The organism is Clostridioides sp. LIBA-6822 (genome assembly GCF_056688955.1).
The window spans coordinates 1,511,146-1,536,973 of the sequence record NZ_CP196995.1; the positions used below are offsets into that span (position 1 = coordinate 1,511,146).

General features: G+C 27.4%; 21 protein-coding genes and 1 pseudogene. 9 read left to right on the plus strand and 13 right to left on the minus strand.

All coding sequences use genetic code 11. The features are described 5' to 3' along the window. Positions 1–32 precede the first annotated feature (32 nt). Complete coding sequence (locus tag ACTG48_RS07280) at positions 33–1,319, plus strand: Gfo/Idh/MocA family protein (protein ID WP_479918459.1); 1,287 nt, start codon at positions 33–35, stop codon at positions 1,317–1,319. A gap of 88 nt (positions 1,320–1,407) precedes the next feature. On the opposite strand, the gene ACTG48_RS07285 is transcribed toward ACTG48_RS07280, so the two are convergent. The 5 genes from ACTG48_RS07285 to ACTG48_RS07305 form a co-directional block, all read right to left on the minus strand. Next, complete coding sequence (locus tag ACTG48_RS07285) at positions 1,408–1,851, minus strand: regulatory YrvL family protein (RefSeq protein WP_479918460.1); 444 nt, start codon at positions 1,849–1,851, stop codon at positions 1,408–1,410. A 9-nt stretch (positions 1,852–1,860) separates the two neighbouring features. Beyond that, positions 1,861–2,655 carry a M55 family metallopeptidase gene (locus ACTG48_RS07290; RefSeq protein WP_479918461.1) on the minus strand — a complete coding sequence of 265 codons (795 nt, stop codon included), beginning with the start codon at positions 2,653–2,655 and terminating at the stop codon, positions 1,861–1,863. Between the two features lie 568 nt (positions 2,656–3,223). After that, positions 3,224–3,409, minus strand: coding sequence for a hypothetical protein (locus ACTG48_RS07295; RefSeq protein WP_479918462.1), 186 nt, complete (start codon positions 3,407–3,409; stop codon positions 3,224–3,226). A gap of 190 nt (positions 3,410–3,599) precedes the next feature. Next, positions 3,600–4,076, minus strand: a complete 477-nt coding sequence (locus ACTG48_RS07300) for an SAM-dependent methyltransferase (protein ID WP_479918463.1) — start codon at positions 4,074–4,076, stop codon at positions 3,600–3,602. A 97-nt stretch (positions 4,077–4,173) separates the two neighbouring features. Further along, a complete protein-coding gene (locus tag ACTG48_RS07305) occupies positions 4,174–5,343 on the minus strand; it encodes a M20 metallopeptidase family protein (RefSeq protein ID WP_479918464.1) in 1,170 nt (389 codons plus the stop codon). 162 nt (positions 5,344–5,505) lie between these two features. Here ACTG48_RS07305 and ACTG48_RS07310 point away from each other — a divergent pair, with 162 nt between their 5' ends. Together ACTG48_RS07310 and ACTG48_RS07315 are read left to right on the plus strand one after the other, a co-directional pair. Next, entirely contained in the window at positions 5,506–6,369 is an 864-nt protein-coding gene (locus ACTG48_RS07310; protein ID WP_479918465.1) for a S66 peptidase family protein, read from the plus strand. Positions 6,370–6,439: 70 nt separating this feature from the next. Next, entirely contained in the window at positions 6,440–7,033 is a 594-nt protein-coding gene (locus tag ACTG48_RS07315; RefSeq protein ID WP_021384146.1) for a DUF3867 domain-containing protein, read from the plus strand. Between the two features lie 250 nt (positions 7,034–7,283). Here ACTG48_RS07315 and ACTG48_RS07320 read toward each other — a convergent pair whose 3' ends face one another. Next, entirely contained in the window at positions 7,284–7,919 is a 636-nt protein-coding gene (locus tag ACTG48_RS07320) for a cysteine hydrolase family protein (RefSeq protein ID WP_021384160.1), read from the minus strand. An 87-nt stretch (positions 7,920–8,006) separates the two neighbouring features. Continuing rightward, positions 8,007–8,729 (minus strand): glycerophosphodiester phosphodiesterase, encoded by a 723-nt coding sequence (locus ACTG48_RS07325; protein ID WP_479918466.1) that lies wholly within the window; start codon positions 8,727–8,729, stop codon positions 8,007–8,009. 324 nt (positions 8,730–9,053) lie between these two features. On the opposite strand from ACTG48_RS07325, the gene ACTG48_RS07330 reads away from it, so the two are divergent. From ACTG48_RS07330 to ACTG48_RS07345, 4 genes and pseudogenes are all read left to right on the plus strand, one after another. After that, positions 9,054–11,243: an amino acid adenylation domain-containing protein gene (locus ACTG48_RS07330; protein WP_479918467.1), complete on the plus strand. Its 2,190-nt coding sequence runs from the start codon at positions 9,054–9,056 to the stop codon at positions 11,241–11,243. A gap of 410 nt (positions 11,244–11,653) precedes the next feature. Continuing rightward, positions 11,654–13,582: an OPT family oligopeptide transporter gene (locus ACTG48_RS07335; RefSeq protein ID WP_021384126.1), complete on the plus strand. Its 1,929-nt coding sequence runs from the start codon at positions 11,654–11,656 to the stop codon at positions 13,580–13,582. After that, a complete protein-coding gene (locus ACTG48_RS07340; protein ID WP_021384124.1) occupies positions 13,569–13,916 on the plus strand; it encodes a PqqD family protein in 348 nt (115 codons plus the stop codon). Before ACTG48_RS07335 ends, ACTG48_RS07340 begins: the two co-directional genes overlap by 14 nt. 135 nt (positions 13,917–14,051) lie before the next feature. After that, a pseudogene (locus ACTG48_RS07345) lies at positions 14,052–15,449 on the plus strand (IS3 family transposase). A gap of 157 nt (positions 15,450–15,606) precedes the next feature. Here the strand turns inward: ACTG48_RS07345 and ACTG48_RS07350 are convergent. The 4 genes from ACTG48_RS07350 to ACTG48_RS07365 form a co-directional block, all read right to left on the minus strand. Next, entirely contained in the window at positions 15,607–17,562 is a 1,956-nt protein-coding gene (locus ACTG48_RS07350; RefSeq protein WP_479918468.1) for an ABC transporter ATP-binding protein, read from the minus strand. Further along, positions 17,552–18,334 carry a M15 family metallopeptidase gene (locus ACTG48_RS07355; RefSeq protein WP_479918469.1) on the minus strand — a complete coding sequence of 261 codons (783 nt, stop codon included), beginning with the start codon at positions 18,332–18,334 and terminating at the stop codon, positions 17,552–17,554. The genes ACTG48_RS07350 and ACTG48_RS07355 overlap by 11 nt, the downstream gene beginning before the upstream one ends. Before the next feature lie 82 nt (positions 18,335–18,416). Next, complete coding sequence (gene ddlR / locus ACTG48_RS07360; RefSeq protein WP_479918470.1) at positions 18,417–19,865, minus strand: MocR-like transcriptional regulator DdlR; 1,449 nt, start codon at positions 19,863–19,865, stop codon at positions 18,417–18,419. Positions 19,866–19,888: 23 nt separating this feature from the next. Next, a complete protein-coding gene (locus ACTG48_RS07365) occupies positions 19,889–20,788 on the minus strand; it encodes a D-alanine--D-alanine ligase (protein ID WP_479918471.1) in 900 nt (299 codons plus the stop codon). Positions 20,789–21,045: 257 nt separating this feature from the next. Between ACTG48_RS07365 and ACTG48_RS07370 the strand changes: the two genes are divergently transcribed. Further along, positions 21,046–22,302, plus strand: coding sequence for a competence/damage-inducible protein A (locus ACTG48_RS07370; protein ID WP_479918472.1), 1,257 nt, complete (start codon positions 21,046–21,048; stop codon positions 22,300–22,302). Between the two features lie 69 nt (positions 22,303–22,371). Beyond that, entirely contained in the window at positions 22,372–23,151 is a 780-nt protein-coding gene (locus ACTG48_RS07375) for an HAD family hydrolase (protein ID WP_479918473.1), read from the plus strand. Between the two features lie 191 nt (positions 23,152–23,342). On the opposite strand, the gene ACTG48_RS07380 is transcribed toward ACTG48_RS07375, so the two are convergent. Beyond that, positions 23,343–23,927, minus strand: a complete 585-nt coding sequence (locus ACTG48_RS07380; protein WP_021384154.1) for a zinc dependent phospholipase C family protein — start codon at positions 23,925–23,927, stop codon at positions 23,343–23,345. Positions 23,928–24,126: 199 nt separating this feature from the next. Next, positions 24,127–25,569, minus strand: coding sequence for a sigma-54 interaction domain-containing protein (locus ACTG48_RS07385; RefSeq protein WP_479918474.1), 1,443 nt, complete (start codon positions 25,567–25,569; stop codon positions 24,127–24,129). Positions 25,570–25,828: the final 259 nt, after the last annotated feature.

Here is a 25,828-nt window from a genome sequence, read left to right on the forward strand (position 1 = left end):
GTATAAATAATATAAAGGGGATAAATTAAAGTATGGAAAAAGTAAAAATTGCTGTGATTGGAGCAGGTAATAGAGGAACATATGCATATGCTCCATATATTTATGAGAATTCTGATGTGTGTGAAATAGTTGCCGTAGCGGAACCTAAAAAAGGAAGACGAGAATTATTTACACAAAAATATAATTTAGATAGTAAAAATGTATTTGAAACTTTAGAAGATTTTTTTAAACAAGATAAAATGGCAGATGCAGTTATAATAGCTACAAATGATGATAGACATTATGATGTAGCAAAACTAGCTCTTGAAAAAGGATATCATGTATTATTAGAAAAACCAATGTCTAACAGTTTAGATGGTTTGGTTCATATAGATGACTTGTGTAATAAGTATAAAGATAAGATTTTTATGATTTGTCATGTACTTAGATATTCTCCGTTTTATAATAAACTAAAAGAAATTGCAGAAAGTAAAAAACTAGGAGAGCTAGTTAGTATACAGTATAATGAAAATATAGGATACTGGCATTTTGCACACAGTTTTACTAGAGGAAATTGGAGAAATAGTAATGAAACAAGTCCTTTAATTTTAGCTAAGAGTTGTCACGATATGGATATTTTATTATATTTAGTAGGAAGTAAATGTAAAAAAATATCTGCATTTGGAAGTTTGAAGCATCTTAATAACCAAAATGCTAGTGGAGAAATGGCACAGAACTGTCTTCAATGTTTAGTTGAAAAAAAATGTCCATATTCAGCAAAGAAAATTTATCTAGAAAAAGATAGAAGTATAAATAGAGCGGTTCATATAAATCCAACAGAAGAAAATATTTTAAAGATACTTGAGACTAGTCCATATGGAAGATGTGTCTATAGATGTGATAATAATGTTGTAGATAATATGGTAAATATATTACAGTTTGAAAATGGAGTTACAGCTACTTTTAATTTATGTGCATTTACTAAAGAAAGCGGAAGAACTATAAAGCTAATGTTTAGTCATGGTGAAGTTGGTGGCGACCTAAATAAAAATGAGATAAGAATTAAAGAATTTGGAAAAAATGAAGAAATAGTTATAAAGCCATCAAATAAACAGAATATGGTAGAGGAATATGACAGAAATCTTATTTCTGAGTTTGTTAAGTTAGTTTCAAATAAAGAATTAGAAAAGAGTAGCGTAGCAGCAAAAGAGGCTATACAAAGTCATGTAATGGCATTTGCAGCTGAATATTCAAGAGTGAGTGATGAAGTAGTGTATATAGAAGATTTTTTTGATAATGCTAAACAAATGACTAGAGAGATAGAAGAAACTATATTTTAATTAAGAAAATTTGTTAAATAAAGTAAAGATAGATTAGATAATAGATATACTAATGGATGTGTTCTATTAAAAAATCTATCTTTTTTTATTAAGATTTTTTCTTATCTCTATCAAAAAAATCCATACATTCGGATAAAAGATAAGAAAGTAAAGCGAATAAGATTTCTGTACTTAAAGGAATCGTTATTGAATCCATAAATGTATCAATTATGTTCATAGCTAGAAAAGTTAGTATAAAATCAATTATAAATTCGCAAAGCTTATATATTGAGTAAGGTAATTTGTTTACATATCTGAATATATCTAAAATAGTAGTGCATAAAAAATCAATTGGAGTAGTTATACAAAAATATATTAAAAAGAAAATTAGTACGGACCCAAGAGATTTATATTCAAAACCTAAGAATGATAAGAAGCCAATTCCTATAACCGTGAAAATACAAAAAGTTATACCAAAAAAAACAGCAAAAAATAAAAATACAGAAATAAATTCGCCTAAAGGAATTCTTCTTTTATTACTTATCTTAATCAACTCCTTAATTTATATAAATAATAACATTCTTAAAAATTCATAATAGTCTTCTGTTTCAAATAGTATTGTTTGAGAATCTATTTTTTTCATATTTGGATAAAAAGAAGCTTTAAAAGCTTTGTAATGCTCTCTAAATTTTATTTCTATTTTGAATTTATCAGGCAATTTTATTAAGTGTCTAGATAAATCTCCAGATAAAGCTTCTTTAACACCTTTTTCTATTTTTTTTAGTGCCAAATTTGGATGTATTGAAATTGAACCATTTCCAATTCCTCTTGACACAGGTACAGTAATTATATTTGGGTTTAGTTTTTTTGCACTCTCACAAAGCATTTCATCTCCACTTAAAAATGCTACAGGAACATTATAGTATGCAGCAATATAAGCATTTATAGTAAACTCAGATGCTATTTCATCATTTATTTTAAAATAGTCATAATCAATATCCATGGTATGAGAAAGTGGATTACCATTACAAGTAGCTCCAGAATGATAACCAGTAAATATACATGCGTCAAAGCTTTCATCAATTCCAGCCATCATAACTAGTGGGTCTTTAGTCCATCCTCTAAGTATTTTGACATTTTCAGGTAAAATATCTGGATTAATATTTCTACCACTGTCATGTGCATCTTTGACAAGTATTTCATGTATACCAGATTGAGTAGCTCCATCACATGCAGCTGCTATTTCTTTACTCATTTGTGTTCTGTAGTGCTGTGAAAATTCACATTCAAGTTTTGTCTCATCCCAATTTACAATACCACAAGTACCTTCTATATCAGCACTTAAATATAATTTCATAATATAGCCCCCCTTATATTTATAATTAATGATAATAACAGATAACAGAAAAATATAATCAATAAGGGGCATAAAAATATTATGTCTTACTATTAATTATTATTAAATCTGTAACTGAAAAATTACTAAACTAGCATTAAAAATATAACACTAGGTATCATCTATTTGTATAATTTTTTTTATGTAATATTTATATAAGATTGTAACATATAAGTAGTTACATTTACTAGTTTAACATAGTTATGTATCATTTTTAAATTAAATTGTTTACAGAAATTATTATAAGGATTTATATTAACTAATAGAAAAGAAAAAAGTAGAGAGCTATAAGAAATAAACTGATAATTAATGTACGAAAGTGTACTTAATAGTTGATAAATAACTCTCAAAAAGAAATGTATTATTTTAATTGTATTTTTTATTCTTAATAAAGAATACAATAATTATTGATAAAATAGGATTTATTGAAAATCCAAATAATGTCCAAAAACTACTATTAAGATTTTTCTTTGTAGAAATTTTATTACATGCTATTAGGATTATTATATAAATGATACAATTTAATATTCTAAATATATGTGATATAAAATTTTGAGCAAGTGCAAATAAATAAGCCTATGAAAGCAAAGAAAAAGTAGTTTAAATTCTTGAATTTTGGAAGTTGTTTTTTACTATCATTAATTGACATGATAACACCAAGAACCATAGCTATCCATCCAAATAAATTTGCTGCTTGTAGACTAAATATTGTCATGTATTTTCTCCTTTATATTTATTTATATTTAAGTATACAAGATAATTTATTAATATTAAAGTAGATAAAAGGAATTATATAATTTCAAAATTTAAATATAGGTGATTAGCATATGTTTAAGATACAGTTGAAGAATAAAAGATAAGACCCTTAATTAGAGTATTCTAACTAAAGGTCTACTGTAAATAAATTAAAATTCAAATTCATTTTCCCAATCAAATTCTCCTGACTTTTCTACGCTTTTAGGCCAATGATTACACCATTTAGGAACTGATGGATTTTCGATTCTATCAACACTTGGAGTATATGGTTTTAAGTCAATAACAGGGCTATTGTCATTAGCATCAATATATGGGATTTTTATTATGCCATTTTCATGGTCTATATTAATGATTTGTACAGTAGTTAATGCTATTGGATTAGGTCTAATAGGTGACCTTGTCGCAAATATTCCCAGAATATCTGGTGCATTTTTATATGGTTTTGGAGTTTCCAAAATATTTCTTAATTCAGTATTATCGAATCCATCAGCCCACCAAAGTACATTTAAGTGAGCAAAGCCATCAAGCCCTTTTAAAGCAGGTATGTATTTTTTATCCAATTCAATAAAGATTTCTTCACCTTGAACACGTATTTTTCCGATAGGATTTACTAATATTTGTTTCATAATATTACCTCCAATTATTTGGTTTGTCATTTGTAATTTTAGAATAGTACCTAACACCATGTTAGGGTCAATATAAAAAATTATTAAATATTAATAATTAAAAAGCTAATACATTTTTTACGTGAAGCATGACACCAGTAATAAGGCAATCTTCATCAATGTCAAAGGTAGATGTATGCAGAGGAGAAGTTATATTCTTTTCCCTATTTGCACAACCAATATGGTAAAAAGATCCTTCACAGTGCCTTAAAAAATATGAAAAGTCTTCAGCCCCAAGAGTGGGAGCATCTTTAATGATAATATTTTCTTTTCCAAACAAATCTATGGCATTTTGTTTAACATAATCTACAAGATTATTTGAATTTATAAGGGCTGGATAACCTTCCTCAATTTCAACAGAAATACTTCCTCCAAATGTTTTACAAGTAAAATCACAAATTTCTTTGATTCGTTTTTTTGAAAAGTTTCTAGTTTCTTGAGTTAAAGTTCTCAAAGTTCCTTTTATAACAACTTTATCACAAACTATATTTTCTTTAATTCCACCTTCAATTTTTCCTAGAGAAATAACCACAGAATCGGTAGGGTTTGTATTTCGGCTGACTATTGTTTGTAGAGCTGTTATGATATGAGCAGATATAACTATAGCATCAATACCTTGATGTGGATAAGCTCCATGACATTTTGCACCATGTACAGTTAATCGAAGTGTATCAGTGGAAGCATTTAAAGTGTTGTATTTTAATTCAATTAGGTTTTTATCAATGTTAGGATTTACATGAAGACCAAATATGTATTTTACATCTGGATTTTTCAGACATCCATCCTCTATCATGAGTTGAGCACCACCAATGGTTTCTTCTGCAGGTTGAAAAAAGAGTTTTACATTTACATTTAGATAATCCTTTAATTTAAATAGTATATTACAAGTGCCAAGTAAAATAGCAGTGTGTGCATCATGACCACATGCATGCATTTTACCAACATTAATTGACTTATAAGAAGAATTGAGTTCTTCTGTTATGGGTAAGGCATCTATATCAGCTCTTATTGCAACTGTTTCAAAGTTTGGATTTACATTTATATATGCAGTTACTCCAGTGTGATTTTTATATTCAATATAGCTTATACCTATTTCATTTAAATACTCAATGATTTTTTTCTTAGTTTGAAATTCTTCTAATCCAAGTTCTGGAGTTTTATGTAAATCTCTTCTGATACTTATAACCCAATCATTTATTTCATTACAAAGAGCTTTTATATTAAGCATAAAACACATCCTAACTATATTAAAAATTTATTTTTCTTCATTAATTATATTATTCAATATAAATCATTATTCTGTATCAAGTATAAATAAAATATCTTATAATTATAGTAGAGATATTTAACATGAAGAAGAGTATATCATTTTAGAATAAGAGGTGTTTAAATGTTAGGAGTAATTGCGCCATCTGGGCCATTAAGAAATACAAGTTTAGAGGAAATAAAGTCTAATTTAGAAATTTATGGTTATGAAGTTAAATTTTCTGAGAGTTGTAGTTTAAATTATAAAGGGTATTTAGCTGGTAATGATGATATTAGAGCAAAAGATATAGAAGATATGTTTTTAGATAAAGATGTAGATATGATTATGTGTTTAAGAGGAGGTTATGGGACAACAAGGATATTAGACAAGATAAATTATGATATAATAAAGCAAAATCCAAAACCATTTATAGGTTTTTCTGATATAACAGGTTTAAACTTAGCTTTCTATAAAAATTGTGGTCTTTTACCATATCATGGGATAATGGCAGCAAATGTAGCCAAATGGGATGAATTTACCTATAAATCTCTAATAAATGCTTTAGAATTTAAAGATGAACTCTACTTAGAAAACCCAAAAGAAGAAGAGATTTATACTGTATGTGAAGGTAGGGCAGAGGGAATAATAATGGGAGGAAACTTATCCTTAATAATTGCTACAATGGGAACTAAATATGAAATAGATGCAAAGGATAAAATTTTATTTATTGAGGAAATTGGGGAATCTCAATATAAACTAGATAGAATGTTAACCCAACTATATTCTTCAGGCAAACTTGATGAGTGTAATGGTATAATTTTTGGAGATTTCAAAGATTGTATTGAGGAAAAAGATTTGATAGAATTATTAAAAGAATTTGCAAGGAAGGTTAATAAGCCAGCTATATATAATCTTCAGTCTGGACATTGTGTCCCAATGGTAACTATTCCTTTAGGTAGAATGTGTGAATTAAATGCTACAGAAAAAATGATTAAATTAAAAAAATAGTGTGTATATAAATATAATGGAAATATGGTATAATCTTATACAAGTAAAAATTTAGCTAGGAGGATGAAGAATGTCTGATGATAGAATAATAGACTTTAACGAACTAAAGAACAAAGTTAAAGATTCTGATGTAGATAAATTTGAGCAATATATATATAACTTATATTTTTCTGTTATGGATGGAAAGATGTCGATGGCTGAGTTTTCAAGAAAAATATTTGATTATATGAGAGATAACAACATATCTCAAGAAAAGTTTATGAAAATACAAAAACAATTTATGGAGAGATATGGTATGGACACTGAAGAAGTAGAAAAACAACTTAGAAACTTTGGAATCGACCCTTCTACAGCAGGTTTTATGAGTAATAATACTTCCAGCAAAGTATCTACAGAAGATTTAGAATCATTTAAGAAGAGTGCAGGATTTTATGAGAAATATGGTGAAAAAATTCAACCTAAAAGTTGCATAACAACATTCATAAAAAATGATTTGAATGATATTAATGTAATAATAGACCAAGAAAAAATAATGCTTTGTAGTGATAAAAAAATAAATCTTATGGACTCAGAATTAAATGAGTTTTTATTAGAATATAAGAATATGTTCAACAAAAAGATAAAAGTAGTTATGTGTGAGACTACAAACAAGTATGACTATTAAAAAGTAAATTTAACTATTAAATCAATATCACTTAGTTATATAACTTAAAAACAAAAATCGCAATTTATTTTTCTTACAAAAAACGAGTAAGGAATATGTAAATTGCGATTTTTTATATTATAGAGATTGGTCATAGTAAATAACATTTATAAGTAATAATATCCTTTTAAAATTGTATTATTCTATTAAAGTTTTATTAAAAATGAGTTGTTTAGTAATTATATAATATACTGTACGAAATATTGAATTATTAATATAGTTCTTTTAATACTTTAACGCCATTTTGAATCATACTATTAAAGAATACTAAGTTTAAAAGTTCTGCAGGATGAACATTTGGGATATCATAAGTATCTACCAAATTCATAGGTACAACTATATTTTTTTCAATATTATACTGATTAAAATAGGCTTTTAGGGTTATTGCAAATTGATATATACATATATCTGTACAATCACCAACTATAATTATATTATCTATATCTTCAAAATCTAAACTTTCTAATGCAAAAAATCCATTAGTAGAATTTTTAGGAAGAATTTGTAGATTCTCTATTGATTTAAGCTCATCAACCAATTCACTTTCTACATCATTTTCTAAACAGTGAACAGGGTAACTCAAAAGTTCTATAGACTTAGGAGTATGAGAATCAGTAAATGCTACTATTCTATTTAATTTATTCGATATTTTTTTTGTAAATACTTCAATTGGTTTTATTAAAGACTCTACTCTAGGAGAGTATAAGGCACCTTGTTTTGCAAAACCATTATTAACATCAATTATAAATAAAGCAGTTTTACTCAAATCATAATTTTCTATTTTTTCTATTGGTAGATTATCTAAATTACTTTTTAAAGCTTCAAGTTCATTTAATAAGTTATCCATAGTTATACCTCCGAGATAAATTTAATAAAATTGTACATATTAATTATATAAAAGTCAAGGAGTACAAACATTGTATGGTTAGCTATGTTATTTTGAATTTAAAAGGTTTGAAGCTATATCTGGATAGTTAGTAAAAATACCATCTACATTGAGTTTTAGACAATGTAGCATATCATCTTCTTCATTTACAGTGTATACATTGATACCAAGTAAATTTGTGTGGCAAAGTTCAACTAGAGATTCAGTTACTAAAATTAAAGGTGCATGGAGATAACTATTACCTAGAAATTTAGCAAAATTGACTACATTATTTATAGGTAAATAACACAATAGTGCTGTTTTTATACTAGGGTCTAATTTATGAAAATTTTTTAAGCTATTGCTATTAAAACTAGATATAAGAACTCGGTTTTCCATATTGTACTTTAAAATAAGTTCTAAAACATCTTTTTCTATATTAGGATAATTTACCTTATCAGTTTTTAGTTCTATATTTAAAACGAGGTTTGTAGGTGAAATTAAAATTAATACCTCTTCTAAAGTTGGAATTTTACATTCCTTGTTGTTTTGATATCCATCAAATGATGAATTTAGAGTCTTTAGTTTTCTTAAGGTTAAGTCTTTTACAAATCCATGACCATTAAAAGTTCTATCAACTTTTTCATCATGAATAACTACAATTTTTCCATCTTTAGTCCTGTGAACATCAAGTTCTATTCCATATATATTCATATCTAAACATTTTTTAAAAGCTAGAATAGTGTTTTCTGGATATTTTCCACTAAAACCCCTATGAGCATAAATATTCATTTATATAGCTCCCTCCAATAAATCTTGTAAAATTTTAATTAATATAATATATCATATTCCAAAAGGTATTGTTATATATTAATTAAATAACTATTTATAATTTATATATTATATAAATGTAGAAAAATAAAATCATATCTGTGTTATAATATATTTTAAACATTATAAATATTAAGAATTTAGTAGTTATAAGAATAGATATAATTTTATGCAAGCTCATGTGTTTAGAGCTTGCATATGTATTATTAATATATTTCTATATTGCAAAAATAAAATTCCAAAAGAATTTTTTCTATAGATTTAGTAGTAAGGGGGAATTTTGATATGTATGAAGTTAATTTAGAACGAGCTATGAATTATTGGATGGATTTGTTAGATGATTATACAAATATAGCAAAAATTCCAAATGATTTTTTTTATAAAGACTGCTCTGATGAAGTATTAGACGAAGTTTTTAAGATGAATATCGAAAAACATGAAAGATTAATTCAGTATTCTAAACATAATAATATTAGCATAAGTTCTATTATAGAAACTATATATGGTCTTATACTTCAAAAGTATATATATGAAGATGATGTAGTTTTTGGAAAAACAATAAATATAATTCCAATAAGAGTAAAGGTTAGACAAAGTGAGAAATTTATAGATGTTGTAAGAAAGTTAAAAAGACAATGGAGTAGGTCTTTAGAATATGGGTATTATTTGTTATCGGATATAGAGAATAAAAATCATCTAAATACTAAACTTATAAATACCATATTTGTAGCCAAAAGTTTTGATTTATCATATGACTATGACATAGAAAAAAAAGGATATGATTTATCTGTAATAGTATATACAAAGAGAGCACTTAAAATAAAAATAAAGTATAAACCATCTATATACAAAAGAGAAACTATTAGAAGAATACTAAATCAATTTGACTATATAATAGAACAAATAATAAAAGATAACGATATTTTAATAGAAGATTTAGAATTTGTATGTAAAAAAGAAGAAAAAGTATTATTGGAAGACTTTAATGATAATCAATATAAAGTGCCATATGATAAAAGTTATATTGATTTATTTAGAGAACAAGCTAAAACAACACCTGATAATATAGCAGCTAGAGATGAAAATAGAAATTTAACATATAGAGAACTAGATGAGTTAACTGATAAACTTGCAGGTTATTTAAATCATATAGGAGTAAAAAGTGAAGATATAGTAGCTGTAATGTTACCAAGAGATATTAATATAATTATTACAGCTATAGGGATTATGAAATCAGGTGGAGCTTTTTTCCCAATAGATACAAATAATCCAGAAGAAAGATTAAATTATCTTCTTGAAGATAGTAATGCAAAAGTAGTAATAACTACAGATGAACTTAGCTGCAAGGTTGTAAATGAAAATACAATCGTACTTGATATAAATAATGAAGATATATTCAAAGTTGGATATGAATTGACTGAAAAAATAACACCATCAAACTGTGCATATACAATATCTACATCAGGTTCAACTGGTAGACCAAAAACTATAGCTATAGAGCACAAGAGTCTAGTACACATGTGCTATTATAGTGTAAAAGTAATAAAGGCTGTAGAAGATGATATATGTGGTATATACTTAAGTTTTAGCTTTGATGCTGTAATGAAACAGCTATTTCCATATTTGCTTATAGGTGCATCAATAAACATTATGCCTGAGGAAGCTAAATTTGATGAATATACAGTAAATGAATATTGTGAGGAAAATGATATAACTATCTTAGCATTACCAACAGCGTTTGCAAAATTATTTATACAAAATTGTACCAATAGCTCACTTAGAGTTGTGCAGACTGGAGGAGAAAGATTAAAGGGATATAGAAAACGTAACTATGAATTATATAATGAGTATGGACCAACAGAATTTACTGTCGTATCGACTTCTTTTCATGTGGATAAGGAATATGGAAAAATACCAATAGGTAAACCTATATTTAACACTTATGCATATGTATTAGATAAAAAGAATAAACTATGTCCAATTGGAGTTCCAGGAGAGCTATGTCTATCAGGAATTCAAATATCAAGAGGTTATTTAAATAAAAAAGGGCTTACAGAGCAAGTATTTGTGGAAAATCCTTATAAAACTTGTGAATATAATAAATTAATGTATAGGACTGGAGACTTAGTAAGATGGTTAGATGATGGAAATCTGGATTATATTGGAAGGATGGATAATCAAGTAAAAATTGATGAGTTTAGGATAGAGCTATATGAGATTGAAAATATAATAAACAATATTGCAGAAATTAAAAGTGTTGTTTGTATATCAAGAACAAATGATGATGGAGATATGTATATATGTGCTTATTATGTGATTGATGATAAAGATGGTGATAAGGTAAATGAAAGAGCAGTTAGAGAATATTTAAATGAGCATCTACCACCATATATGATTCCAACAATAATAATGAGGATAGATAAAATACCAGTTACACCAATCGGAAAAGTAAATAAAAAAGCACTACCAGAGTGATTTTTTATTATGACAGGTGTTGTAAAGTGATTTCAGAAATTTCTTTATGACACCTGTTTTTTAGAAATAATCAATTGACACAAAAGAAAGAATTTTCTGTACATTTTTACTGTGATGAAAATTTGTTTATAAGAATGATTATTGTATTTTTTATACTTTTACGTGTTTTAAAGTGTTTTTCTAACAAATTTAATTTTACATTAAAAAATTTTTTTACTTTTTATCTTAATACTTTTTAGTATAATTGAAAAATAAAAAGAATATTAGCATAAAAATATCTAAAAGTAGAAAATAATAATATGGGGTTAAATTTTAGTAATTTTAACTCGCTATTTGTAAAATAATAAAAAGTTAAGTTTTATATGTATATATGTTATAATATATACAAACTGAAAAGGGGTGAAAATTTTATGAACAAAAAATTACCTAAGGGTGCTTATGGTGAAGTTAGTGGAAAAGATTACGTTCCATACATCACAGATAAGTCCAGAACCGGTGGAAATGTAGCTGTACTGATTATCGGTATCATTTTAGCTGCCATTTTTGCCGCATCTACAACTTATTCTGGAATGAAAGCTGGTCTTACTGTTGCAGCGGGTATTCCAGGAGCTATAATAGGTTCTGCTTTTGTCGGAGCATTTGCTCGTCAGAAGGGTATTCTTGGTAAGAATTTAATCCAAGGTATGTCAAGTGGTGGAGAATCTGTTGCAAGTGGATTCATTTTCGTATTACCAGCAGTTATCTTAATTGGAAGCCAAATTACATTTTTCGAAGGCTTAGCTGTTGGAGTTGGTGGAGTTTTATTTGGTATAGGAGTTGCTGCTATAGTTCACAACTATCTAATAGTTGAAGAGCATGGTAAACTTATGTACCCAGAATCAATGGCTATATCTGAGACACTTGTTGCTTCAGAAGCTGGTGGAGATTCAATTAAGTACATGGGAATAGGATTTGTAATAAGTGGATTTATTACTGTATTAACTGGTTCATTCTTAAATGTAGCAAACAATGTAATGAGTCTTGTAGGAAGTAAGTTCTACAAATGGAAATTTGATATCGAAGTAAATCCTCTACTTTTAGGAATTGGATTTATAGTAGGTCTTGAAGTTTCTTTAACAATGTTTGCAGGAAGTATATTATCAAACTTTGGTATCGCACCTTTAATAGGATATTTTACAGATATGGCTAGAGATGGAGCTATGGTATGGAATAATCCTGCGATGCCTCTTAACCAAATGGATGTAGGAGCTATATCTAGTAGTTATGTAAAATATATAGGTGCTGGTATGATGCTTTGTGGTGGTATTATTGGTGCAATAAAACTTATACCAACTATAATCGCTTCTATAAAAGAAACACTTAAAGCTAAATCAAGTACTGGAGAAGGAGAAGAAGGTTCATCTATACAAATGATACTTTTATTAGGTGGAGTAGTTGTTGGATTCTTAGCAGCGTTCTTAATTTCTGGTAATATTGCTATGGCAATTATTGGAGCTATCATATCTCTTTTATTATCTTTATTATTTGTTATAGTAGCAGGACGTTTAACAGGAACAATAGGAACATCAAATCTTCCAGTTTCTGGTATGACTATTGCTTCTCTAGTTATTGTAACATTAGTATTTGTTATAATGGGCTGGACTGATTTAGAAGCTAATAAATCATTACTTTTATTTGGTTCATTTATAGTTGTTGCTATTGCTATAGCTGGAGGTTATACTCAATCTCAAAAAGTAACTTATATCATTGGTGGTAGCAAAAATGAAATGCAACGTTACTTTACAATTGCAAGTATAGTTGGTGTTATAGTTGTTGTTGGAGTAATTTTATTACTTTCTGACCAACTTAGAGCAACTGGTGATAATGTACAATTTGCATTACCACAAGCTAACTTAATGTCAACATTAACTTCTGGTATTATGTCAGGTAGTTTACCTTGGGTTATGATTATTGTTGGAGTATTTATGGCAATTGTTTTATATGCATTAAACTTACCAATAATGACTATAGCTATAGGATTCTATTTACCAATAGCAACTACTTCTATAATATTAGTTGGAGCATTAATCCGTTTATTTGTTGAGTTAGTATCTAAAACTGACAAAGAAAAAGAAGTTAAAGTTTCTAATGGTATAAGTTTATCTTCTGGTCTTGTTGCTGGTGGTTCTATCATTGGTTTAATAGGTATAATATTACAAGTAACTGGAGTTATAACTCCAAAAGTACCAAGTGGATTTGCTGCAACAAATTCAATGGCAATTGCTTTATTGGTAGTTTTAGTTGTACTTACAGCGTTACCTATTGTTTTATCTAAAGTAAAAAACAATGAGCAAGAGTAATGATGTTTTAGATATTGTATTTAAAATTACTAATGGACTTGAATATGAAGTAGATGAAAATAGTATTGTAACGATACTTGAAAAACAAGACCATAAAATCCAAAGGTTTTTTAGAAAGTTAAAAGCTAGAATACCTAAATATAAAAAAATAGAACTGGATGAATATTCTAGTTTCGTGTTTTTACAAATTGATGGTCAGAGAACTGTTAGAGCAATAGGCGAAAACCTAGAAGCTAAATATGGAGAAGAATCTCATCCACTTTACGAAAGATTGTTAGTTTTTTTAAATCATATTGAAGTTAATTGTCATTATGTTGAAAGACTGGATATATAGATATAAGGAAAATTATTATAGGATATATCGGAATGTAAAAGTTAGAAGATAATTATAAAAGAGGCTATCTCAAAATAGAGATTGTACTGCACCCCAATTGTTGGACTAAAAATCTAACGATTGGGGTGTTTCTATATGGCTAAATACGATTTTAATTTCAAATTAAAAGTAGTTAAATCCTATTTAAATAAAGAAGGAGGATATGTTTCAATAGCAAAACAACATGGAGTTGCTAACCATTCTCAAGTTGAAAGATGGGTTAATACATATAATACATTAGGAGAGAATGGACTAAAAAGAAAAAATAAAAATACTTTCTATACTATACAGTTCAAGCTAGATGTTATAAACTATATGATAACAACTAAATCCAGTGCACAAGAAGTCGCTAACCACTTTGGAATGAACAATAGTACACTTATAGCAATATGGAAACAAAAATTTTTACATGGTGGTGTCGATGCCTTGTCTAAAATGAAAGGAAGACCATCAATGAATAAAAACAAAAACACTAAAGAAAAAAATAAATTAACAAGAGAACAAGAATTAGAATATGAAAATAAACTTTTAAAAGCGGAGCTTGCATTTCTAAAAAAGTTGCGTGCTTCAGGGATGAATGTTCCCGAAAGGTTAAAAAACAATACGAAGCAAAAGTAATTTATGATCTTCGTAAGGAGTTTAAACTCTCCATTATTCTTGAAGCTACTAAATTTCCTAAATCAACATATATGTATTACCAGAAGAGATTTGATATTGAAAATCCAGATAAAGATATTGAAGAAAAAATCATGTCTATTTTTGAAGATCACAATGGCAGATATGGCTATCGCCGAATTACAGCTACATTAAAAAATAGTGGTATCGTTATTAATCAAAAGAAAGTTAGACGTATTATGAAAATTAGAACTTAAATGCATAGCTTTTTCTCGTAAATTACGTAAATATAATTCTTATAAAGGTACAATTGGAAAGGTAAATAATAAAATAAATAGAAGATTTAAAACATCAATTCCACATCAGAAAATAACAACTGATACATCAGAATTTAAAATATATACTACTGATAAAAATGGAAATTTAATTATAAAAAAAGCATATCTTGATCCATTTTTAGATATGTTTAATGGAGAAGTTTTATCATTCAGAATCTCAGATAGACCTAACTTTAAATCAATAAGTGATGCTTTAAATGAAGCCATCAATATTACAAAAGATTGTCCTTATAGAAGAACTTTTCACTCAGACCAAGGTTGGGCATATCAAATGAATAAGTATAGCAAAACACTTAAGAAAAATAGAATATTTCAAAGTATGTCTCGTAAGGGTACATGTCTTGATAATTCTCCTATGGAAAATTTCTTTGGAATAATGAAGCAAGAAATGTATTATAGAAAAACATATAAAAGTTTCAACGAATTAAAGACAGCTATAACAGAATATATTTACTATTATAACAACAAAAGAATTAAAGAAAAATTAAATTGGCGTAGCCCTGTTAAATATAGACTTGAATATGTATCTAAAGTTACATAAAGTAAAAAAACAGGAATGAAAATTCCATTCCTGTATAAAGTCCAACTTTTGGGTCTCAGTACAGATAAGCCTCTTTTTTACTGTTGAAATGATGAAAATATATATTAAAACCTGCAAATTTAAATTAGAACTTATTAAACTTAATATTAGAATAGTATTATTTATTATTAGCTATTTCATCAGCTAGATTATTTAGATATTCCCATCTTTCATATTTATGTTCAAGTTCCTTTTCTAGTCTTGATTTTTCATCTAAAATTTCTTGAAGTTTAGTAAAATCAGTTGAAAATTTTGAAGTACTTTCATCAAGTGTTGCAATTTTAGATTCAAGTTTTTCTATGTCTGATTCAATATTTTCAAATTCCCTTTGTTCATTATATGAGAATTTAAGTTTTTTATCATTTTTAGGTTTTTCTTTTTTTGAAGTAGTAGAGTCATCTTTTTTAATTGATTCTTTTTTGGATTCTTCAAACTCAATTCCTTGAACCTCTCTATAAATAAGATAATCGCTATAATTACCTGTATATACATGGATTTTTCCATTTCCTTCATATGCAAATATTTTATTACAAATTCTATCTAAGAAGTATCTATCATGTGATACTGTAACTACTACACCTCTAAATTCATCAAGATATTCTTCTAAGATTTTAAGTGTCTCAATATCTAAATCATTTGTAGGCTCATCTAACAGAAGTACATTAGGAGCCGTCATAAGGATTCTGAGAAGGTGCAGTCTTCTTCTTTCACCACCAGATAATTTACCTATCAAAGTATACTGCATAGTACCATTAAAAAGGAATCTTTCACACATCTGAGAAGCTGTAATTCTAGTACCATCTGAAGTCTCTATATAGTCACTAGCTTCTTTTACATAGTCTATAGCTCTCATATCAATATTCATATGAGAGTCATCTTGAGAAAAACAACCTATTTTAACCGTTTCTCCAATTGAAATATATCCATTATCAGGTTCTATATCTCCATTGATTATGTTTATAAGGGTCGATTTACCCATACCATTTTTTCCTATTATACCAATTCTATCAGTACGAGCTAAAGTATATTCTAAGTTATCTATAACTGTATTACCTTCAAAAGCTTTGGATATATTGTGTATTTCTATTATTTTATTCCCAAGTCTACTTGATGCAACAGATATATCGAGATTTTCATCAGGTTTGAAAGCTTCTCTGTTTGTGAGTTCATCAAATCTTTGTAAACGAGCTTTTTGTTTTGTACTACGAGCTTGAGCTCCTCGTCTAACCCAAGCAAGTTCTGTTCTAATTAAATTTTGTCTTTTATCTTCAATACTTGCTTCTAGTGCAAGTCTTTCCATTTTCTTTTCTAGAAATATTGAATAATTACCATCATAACTAAATAATCTACCCTTATCTAGCTCAATTATTCTATTTGTAACACGGTCCAAAAAGTATCTATCATGAGTTATCATAAGTAGTGAACCTTTTCTTGAATTGAGATATTCTTCAAGCCAATCTATCGTATCATTATCTAGATGGTTAGTAGGCTCATCTAGTATTAAAAGCTCACAAGGAGTAATAAGGGCTGATGCTAAAGAAACTCTCTTTCTTTGGCCTCCAGAAAGTTCTGCTATTTTTTGATTAAAGTCATTTATACCAAGTTTCGTAAGTACTGACTTGGCTTCACTTTCCAAATCCCAAAGATTTAAAGCATCTATTTTTTCGTGTATTGATAATAATTTTTTATTCAATTCATCTGTAAAGTTTGAACTAAGTCTTTCTAAGATTTCTTGATATTCACCAAGTAGTTTTAATTCCTCTGAAGTCCCATTAAATACTTGTTCAAGTACAGTTGAACTTTCATTATAAGTTGGGTTTTGAGGTAGATATTCTATTCTAATACCATTAGTTTTTGTTATATTACCAGTTTCACTTTCTTCAACTCCTGCAATAATCTTAAGCAAAGTAGATTTACCAGTTCCGTTTACACCAATAAGTCCTATTTTTTCACCATCATTGATTCCAAGAGATATATTTTCAAGTAATTTTTTTTCGGAATAACTTTTACTTATGTTTTCCAATGTCATTAAATTCATATAATTCACCTTTATTTCTAATCTATTATTTTTCAAAATGTTGATAGTCTGGGTTTTTCCAATATCCACCCCAACTCCAACCTCTGCTTACAAAAGCATTATAACAATCATCACCTTTTTTTATCATTCCAAGTTTCGAAGTAGACCTATCAGCATAGACTGTGCTTACTTTAGGACTAACATTATCTCCAGAAACTTGAGGGTTCTGCAATGGATTTATATCTATAGCACGTCCTTTACCATGGTTTGAAACGACATCTGTACCAGCTACAGTTCTATAACAAAATGACGAGGTATTATTATCAGACATAGATTTTTCATCTATAGCGTCATAATCATCTATTAGTTTAATTTTTTCAATTGGATATTTTTTTTCATATAATTCCTTAAAAATATCCACAACTTCTGGAGCTAGTTCACTACTTACTATCATTTCTCCTTGATGAGTTTTTTCATCGAATCCATAGTATGTAAGTTTTAAATAAGATATGCTATCAAAGCTTATAGGTTCATCAGAAGGCATAGATTTACCAATCATTTTACTTTTTATATTATCTGGTATTGAAGAATATGAAAAAGTAGGTTTAATATTGTTATCTTCCTGCTTTTTATTAGAGCTTTGATTATTTTTAGAACCATCTGTTGTATTGTTTTTATTCTGCATAGTTTCTTGACTATTTACATTATCTTTTTTATTGGGGCTAGAGAAAAGTATCTCATATATAGATAATAAGGCAAGAAATAATACAGTTATTACAATTGTTAGTTTTAATTTATTAATCTTTTTTCGTTTTGACTTTTTACTCATATTATCCCCCAGTGTTAGATTCATATAAACTATATATATTATACATCATAAAAATAAACTAGGCTAACAATATTTAGTTAACCTAGGACATTTCATTTACAGTTTCTCCAATTATTTTTATTCCAATTTCAATATCTTTAAAAGATAACCTAGAAAATCCAAGCCTTAAAGTGTCAGAACCAGAATTGTCTGTAAAGAATAAATCTCCAGGCATGAATATAACATTTTTTTCATAACATTTTTCCAAGAGTTTTCTAGTATCTATGTTTTTTAGTTTTATAAATATATGCAAACCACCATCACCTAAGATGTATTCTGTGTTTATATATTTTTTTATACATTCATATGCAAAGTTAAATTTATCTCCATAGAACTTACGTATTTTCTTAATGTATTTCTCAAAACCTCCATTGCTCAAATAATCAAATAAAATTCCTTGATCCAAAAAGGATACATGTATATTTCTGCATCTTTTCACACTTTCTAATTTATCTATTACTTTTTTATCTGCAAATATCCATCCAATTCTCATTCCAGGAAATAGAATTTTTGAAAAACTACCAATATATACAACTCCGTTATTCATATTATCAAGAGAACATATAGGAAATATATGAGAACTATTGTAGAGCAATTCCTCGTTAAAGCCATCTTCTACAATTGCTATGTTATATTTTTTCATAAGATTATAGAATTTGTACCTATTTTCAGGAGTCATTACAATCCCTGTAGGATTGTGATAAGAAGGTGTAATATATGCAAACTTTATTTTATTTTTATACTCAATTAGACGATTTTCTAACATATTAAAATCTAAACCATCTTCATGTATGTCTACACCTAAGATGTTGAGGTTATGTGATTTCATAATTTTTATAGCAGTATTATGGGTTGGGTTTTCACATATTATGTAATCTTTTTCTTGAGTAAAAGATGACATAATGATGTCAAAGGCTTCTGTAAACCCATTTGTGACTAGTATATCTTTATTATTAATATCAACTCCCTTGTTTGTCATATATTTTAGCAAATAATCAATAAGGGGTTTGTAACCTTGTGCATATCCATAATTGAGCAATTTGTGACCTTCTAAAGATATTCTATTTAGAAAAGATTTTTTGAATTCTTCCATATCAAATAAATCTCCATCTGGAGAGATACTTTTAAATGAGATTAAGTCAGAGCTCCAAGGAATCTCACTTTTTATAATATCCAATTCATTAGCTTTTTTGGAGTATGTATTCTCTAAACAGTCCCAGTTCAAAGACCATGTAGTATTTGACGATTTATTCTTTGATTTAACAAATGTACCTTTTCCTGAAATAGAGTAGATTAGACCTTCTGATTTTAATTCTTCATAGGTTAAGACTACAGAATTTCTACTAACTTGTAAAAGCTGACTAAGCTCCCTTGTAGAAGGGAGCTTACTATTGTCTGGAATTAATCCTTTTGATATCATATCACTTATATAATTTTTAATTTGTATATAAATTGGTTCGTTGTCATTTAATTTTAGATTTGAAAATATCAAATTACCACCTCAAATTATTTTATCTAATTTAAAGAGTATTCTATAAGTTTATCTAATAGCTCGCTATACTTAATACCTCTAGCAGCTGCACTTCTAGGAATTAAACTAGTTTGAGTCATGCCAGGAAGAGTATTTAGTTCAAGAACATATGGAATACCTTCACTTATAATCATATCAACTCTTACATATGCTTTGCAATTAAAAATTTCCCAACAAGTCTCAGAAATTTCATTTACTCTTTTTTGAAGTTCTTCTTCTAAATAAACAACTTCTTCTTTTGCTCCTTTTTCAACTGAGTATTTAGCTTCATAATCAAAGAAGCCTGAATCAGATTTTATAGATATTGTAGGGAATACTTCTCCATTTAGTATAAATGAAGTATATTCTACACCTGGTATATATTTTTCAATCATTACAAATTCATCCACTTCTAGTCCTTTGCGAACTGCTTCTTCAACTTCACCTTTAGAATGAATAAAGAATGTTGCTACACTTGAACCTCCTGAATTTGGTTTTATAAATACTGGATAACCTATCTTATCTATTTCATCATAATCTATCGCATCAACTGATTTTACTAAAGCCCATGGAGCAGTAGGAAGGTTTGAATCTCTAAGCATTTTTTTAGTTATATTTTTATCCATACACATTCCACTGCAAAGAGGTCCACATCCAGAATATGGTATATCCATAGTTTCAAGTATTGATTGAATACATCCATCTTCACCAAACTTCCCATGTAGGGCAAGTATTGCAAAATCTACATCTTCTGGTATCTTTGTAAATATATCTTTTTTATCATCTATTATTACTTTTACAACATCGTATTTATTTTTATCAAGATTATTATATATCTCTTTTCCTGAGTTTAAAGAAACTTCTCTCTCTGATGATATTCCACCCATTATAACTGCTATTTTCATATTATACACTCCTATTTTGATTTTTATTATTTTAAATTAAATTTTTTATTTACTTACTTAATTATATGAATTAAGAGTTGATGATGAAAGTACCACTATATATGAAGTTTGTATCATGTGTGGTTTTGGAGTAATAATCTAATTTAAAGATAAATTTAAATGATTTTTTAACTTTATTTATGTTATTATTTTTGCTAAAATTATTGTTATGAACTTAAGACTAGTCTTAATGGCTATAAATCAAGGAGTGATAAATTTTGAAAGCTGAAATAATAAGTGTAGGGACAGAAATATTATTAGGTGATATAGTAAATACAAATTCTCAATTTTTGGCTAAGGAACTTGCATCATTGGGAATAGAAGTATACCATCAGAGTACGGTTGGGGACAACAAACAAAGACTCTTAGAATGTTTTGATGAAAGTTTAAAGAGAAGTGATTTAGTAATTACTACAGGTGGTCTTGGACCAACTGGTGATGATATGACAAAAGAAACTGCAGCAGAATACTTTGGTCAGGAACTAGAATTACATAAACCATCATTAGAAGTTTTGGAATCTTTTTTCGTTAAAACAGGAAAAAAAATGGCTGAAAACAATATGAAACAAGTATACTTTCCAAAAGATGCTATAGTACTAAAAAATAATAATGGTACAGCTCCAGGAGCAATTTTAAAGAAAAATGATAAAAGTATAATAGTGTTACCTGGACCACCAAGAGAAATGAAAGCTATGTTTAATGAGAGTGTCAAACCTTACTTACAACAATTTACAAATGAAATGTTAGTATCTAAGACTTTAAGACTATATGGAATAGGGGAGTCAAATCTGGAATTAGAAATTCTCGATATAATCAATGAACAAACCAATCCAACAGTTGCTTTATATGCAAAGGAGTTAGAAGTTACAATAAGAATAACTGCAAAAGCTAAAAATGAAAAAGATGCTTTTGAATTAATAAAACCAGTGGAAGAAGAAATAAAAAATAGAGTTGGTAAATATGTATATACTGAAGGTGATATTTCAGTGTCTGAAGGAGAAACTGTGTTAGAAGATGCTGTTGCTAAACTTCTTGTAGAAAAAAACTTAACAATAGCAGTAGCTGAATCTTGTACTGGAGGTTTAGTTTCTTCATCTCTTATAAACTATTCAGGAATATCTTCTGTGTTTCTTGAAGGTTGTGTAACATATTCTAATGAGGCTAAAATGAAAAGATTAGGAGTAAAAAGAGAAACTTTAGAAGAATTTGGAGCAGTAAGTGAGCAAACAGCAATAGAAATGGCTGAGGGCGTTGCTAAAGGGATTGAAGCTAATATAGGCATATCTACAACTGGAGTAGCTGGACCTGGCGGAGAAACTGAGGAAAAGCCTGTGGGATTGGTTTATACTGCAATATATATAAATGGGAAAACAGTAGTGAAAAAAAATATATTTAATGGGGATAGAAGAAAGATAAGATTAAGAGCTACTAGAGATTTACTTAATGAATTGAGAATACAATTGGAAAAGCTTTAAATTATTATGATACTGGATATATTTAAAGCATTAGTATAATATAAAATCATTTTTGGAGGCTTTTAATTTATGATAAAACATATATTTTGTGATTTAGATGGAACTCTATACGAAAATGGAACTATAACAAAAGAAGATATATCAGCAATTGAAGAAGTAGAAAAAAAGGGAGTGCAGTTTAATGTTGCTACAGGTAGAATATTTAAACAGGCTCGTAATATTATCAAAGGCAATTTAGATATGAATGGATACTATATATGTGAAAATGGTTCATTTATACATGATAAAGATTATAATGTAATTTTTAAAAGAACTATAGACGATAATCTAGTGAGAAAAGTTATTGATAGATTTGAGTCAAGTGATGCACAATTGTACTTTAAGTATAAGGGTGATGTAATCGTAGGTAGTGATACGACTGCCTTTAGACACTATTCTAGTGATTTTATAGTTGACCCTGATTTTGAGAAAAGAAGTAGTTTTGATAATCTTATAGGAAATATAGGGGTATGCTCTGAAAATTTAGAAGAGTTATCTAGAATAGAATTGTATCTAAAAAGTGAGTTCAGTGAAGTATTAGAAATATATTTTTCTGGAACATATACTTTAAATATAGTGCCTAAAAGTGTATCAAAAAGAGGAAGTATAGAACATGTAATAAGAACTTTAAATGTAAGCCCAGATGAGGTTGCTACTATTGGAGATTCTCCAAATGATATTTGCATGTTGGAAGGATTTAAATACAGTTTTGCAATGTCCAAAGCGAGGGAAGAAGTAAAACAAAGTGCAAATTATATAGTGGATAGTGTGAAAAGTGCTATTGATGTTATAATGGAGATAAATAGTTAAATACAAGATTTATATAGTTAATAAAAAATTAATGAGTTATATTTTTCTACAAATCTATTAAGTAATCAATTTTAGAGATTTGTTTATTTAATATAAAAAATGACTGTTCTAAAGAATTATAAAATTATCTTTTATATTCTATAGAACAGTCATTTTGATTATACTTAATTATAAGTTTAAAAGTTCTTAAATTAACCACAATTTGCTATGTGATATGATTTTATTGTATTAGATAAAATAGCATCTAATATATAATTTATAACGCTATTACATGTATAAGCTGAAAACTTTAAATCATTCATATAATCAGTTTTCTTTTTATATTCATTATAAAGTTTAGTAAAAAATTTCTCAAAACCGTTATTTATAGTAGTACCTTTAATTTTAGACAAATCAACATCTTTTGCGAATGATCCAAGTTCTCTTTCATAAGTGACATGTTTATTTAAACTATGCTTAAATTCCCAGCGTTCACTATGAGCTACACAGAAAAAATCGCACAGAAAGTGACATATAACTCCTAACTCTTGGCTAAGTCTGCTTACTGAAAAATATTTAGAAAGACTATCTATATTAAGACTGCACAAATAGTTTATCTTAGAAAGAATCATATTAAATGATTCATCTAAATAATGTTTTTTTAATTTATATTTAGAAAAAGCATCTGGCTTTATATTACCGTATATAAAGTTTTTTTCACTTATAAAGAATGTTTTATTTTCATCTATATTATCAAGTATTGATTTTGCCATAATAAAATGAGTATTCATTAACATATTTACACCTCGTATAGTTTGTTAGACTTATTAAATATATTATTATGATATGATATTTATGATAAAAGTTTAATGGTAAATATATGAAACTAAGTCAATCATATTTATTTAAATAATTTCAACCATATTCATAATACCAGTAAATGGCCAAATTTACAATATGTAAATAGTGTTAAGTTTTTATTTATCAAATTTAAAATTAAGTATTAGTATACTTTCTAATTAACCTACTAGCTTTAGACTGTGAAATTTCAAGGTGTTTAGCTACTTTATAAGAACTTCCAAATTTTTCATAACTATCCAAAATTATATTTTTTTCATACTCCATAATTAAGGTATCAAAATTTTTATTCTTATAATCAATGGATGTTGAATTAGACTTTATAATTTTATTAATATCAGATATATTCATTTTATTTTCATTAATGTCAATATTTACATTTTTTGTAAGGATATGTGGTAAATCATCTATTGTTATATGATTATCTGTGCAGGTAAGTAAGATTTTTTGAATTATATTTTGTAATTCTCTTATATTACCTGGGAATCTATAATTTGCAATAATATCTATGGCATCTTTGGAAATAGTTTTATTTAGATTAAAGTCACTTGAATACCTATTAAAATAATATTTTATAATCTCTACTAGATTATCTCTTCTTTCTCTAAGAGGAGGCAATTTTATTTCTATAACATTTAATCTATAATACAAATCTTCTCTAAATTTCTTTTCTTTTACTTTTGAAATTAAATCAGCATTTGTAGCAGATATAATTCTTATATCGACTTTTTTATTTTTTAAACTTCCAACTGGAGTAAAAGTTTTATCTTGTATTAATTGCAAAAATTTTGCCTGTAAATTTTGTGGTATATCTCCTATTTCATCTAAGAAAAGAGTTCCTCCATCAGCCAATTCTACAAGTCCAACTTTACCTTTGGTACTTGCACCTGTAAAAGCACCTGAAGTATATCCAAAAAGTTCAGATTCAAGGAGTTGTGGAGATATAGTCGCACAATTTATAGTTATAAATGGTCCATTAGTTCTATTACTGTTGTGATGTATATATCTAGCAAGTGAACTTTTCCCTGTCCCAGATTCTCCTAAAAGAAGAACACTTACATCTGTTTTAGAAACGTGATTTACTGTATTTATGATTGGTTTCATAACCAGTCCATCCATAATTACAGTATCTTCAATTCTAAGAGCAGTTCTATATAATGTTTCCACTTCAGATTTATATTTTTTTACTTGTTTTTTTGTATCTTCAAGTTTATTCTTTATATTATTAAGTTCAGTTATATCTCTACAATTCTCAACAGTAAATTCTAAGTCTCCATTTTCATCAAATATAGGGGTAGCAGTTATAATGAGCTTTTTTCCTGTTTGAGTATCTTGTTCTAGTGAAAATTTAGACTTTGTCTTTAATACAACTGGTATGGGGCTTTTTGTTGAATATCCAGATTCCTCTAAAAAAGAAACATTTTTTCCTAAAATATCTTCTTTTTTTAGACCATAATTTTCTTCAAATGCTTTATTGCAATATATGATTATTCCTTTATTATCAGATACACATATTTCGTCATGAGAGGCTTCTAATATCTTTTGGTAAAACTCCAAATCTAATTCTAAATTCAAATCCATTTTTCTGTTATCCTCCTAAATTTTTAATGATATATTAAAATAGGTTTAATTTACTAAATATAATTAAAATTTAATATTTATATAATATATAAGTTTCAGTCTATTTTAACTTTAAATAAGTTATATATAACTCATTTTACAATTAAAACAAGTCTAAATCAACTTAAAATGTATATGAAACAAATATTAAAAAATTGAAATTTTATCAGTGTTGTTGAAAATACTAGGTTTTTGGTGTCGATATATATTGGATTAAAGT

What these genes read in the sequence shown, in the direction of transcription:
- ACTG48_RS07280 (WP_479918459.1), top strand. Translation starts at nt 33, where the DNA reads ATGGAAAAAGTAAAAATTGCTGTGATTGGAGCAGGTAATAGAGGAACA.
- ACTG48_RS07290 (WP_479918461.1), bottom strand. Translation starts at nt 2,655, where the DNA reads ATGAAATTATATTTAAGTGCTGATATAGAAGGTACTTGTGGTATTGTA.
- ACTG48_RS07295 (WP_479918462.1), bottom strand. Translation starts at nt 3,409, where the DNA reads ATGACAATATTTAGTCTACAAGCAGCAAATTTATTTGGATGGATAGCT.
- ACTG48_RS07300 (WP_479918463.1), bottom strand. Translation starts at nt 4,076, where the DNA reads ATGAAACAAATATTAGTAAATCCTATCGGAAAAATACGTGTTCAAGGT.
- ACTG48_RS07305 (WP_479918464.1), bottom strand. Translation starts at nt 5,343, where the DNA reads ATGCTTAATATAAAAGCTCTTTGTAATGAAATAAATGATTGGGTTATA.
- ACTG48_RS07310 (WP_479918465.1), top strand. Translation starts at nt 5,506, where the DNA reads ATGTTAGGAGTAATTGCGCCATCTGGGCCATTAAGAAATACAAGTTTA.
- ACTG48_RS07315 (WP_021384146.1), top strand. Translation starts at nt 6,440, where the DNA reads ATGTCTGATGATAGAATAATAGACTTTAACGAACTAAAGAACAAAGTT.
- ACTG48_RS07320 (WP_021384160.1), bottom strand. Translation starts at nt 7,919, where the DNA reads ATGGATAACTTATTAAATGAACTTGAAGCTTTAAAAAGTAATTTAGAT.
- ACTG48_RS07325 (WP_479918466.1), bottom strand. Translation starts at nt 8,729, where the DNA reads ATGAATATTTATGCTCATAGGGGTTTTAGTGGAAAATATCCAGAAAAC.
- ACTG48_RS07330 (WP_479918467.1), top strand. Translation starts at nt 9,054, where the DNA reads ATGTATGAAGTTAATTTAGAACGAGCTATGAATTATTGGATGGATTTG.
- ACTG48_RS07335 (WP_021384126.1), top strand. Translation starts at nt 11,654, where the DNA reads ATGAACAAAAAATTACCTAAGGGTGCTTATGGTGAAGTTAGTGGAAAA.
- ACTG48_RS07340 (WP_021384124.1), top strand. Translation starts at nt 13,569, where the DNA reads ATGAGCAAGAGTAATGATGTTTTAGATATTGTATTTAAAATTACTAAT.
- ACTG48_RS07355 (WP_479918469.1), bottom strand. Translation starts at nt 18,334, where the DNA reads ATGAGTAAAAAGTCAAAACGAAAAAAGATTAATAAATTAAAACTAACA.
- ACTG48_RS07365 (WP_479918471.1), bottom strand. Translation starts at nt 20,788, where the DNA reads ATGAAAATAGCAGTTATAATGGGTGGAATATCATCAGAGAGAGAAGTT.
- ACTG48_RS07375 (WP_479918473.1), top strand. Translation starts at nt 22,372, where the DNA reads ATGATAAAACATATATTTTGTGATTTAGATGGAACTCTATACGAAAAT.
- ACTG48_RS07380 (WP_021384154.1), bottom strand. Translation starts at nt 23,927, where the DNA reads ATGTTAATGAATACTCATTTTATTATGGCAAAATCAATACTTGATAAT.
- ACTG48_RS07385 (WP_479918474.1), bottom strand. Translation starts at nt 25,569, where the DNA reads ATGGATTTGAATTTAGAATTAGATTTGGAGTTTTACCAAAAGATATTA.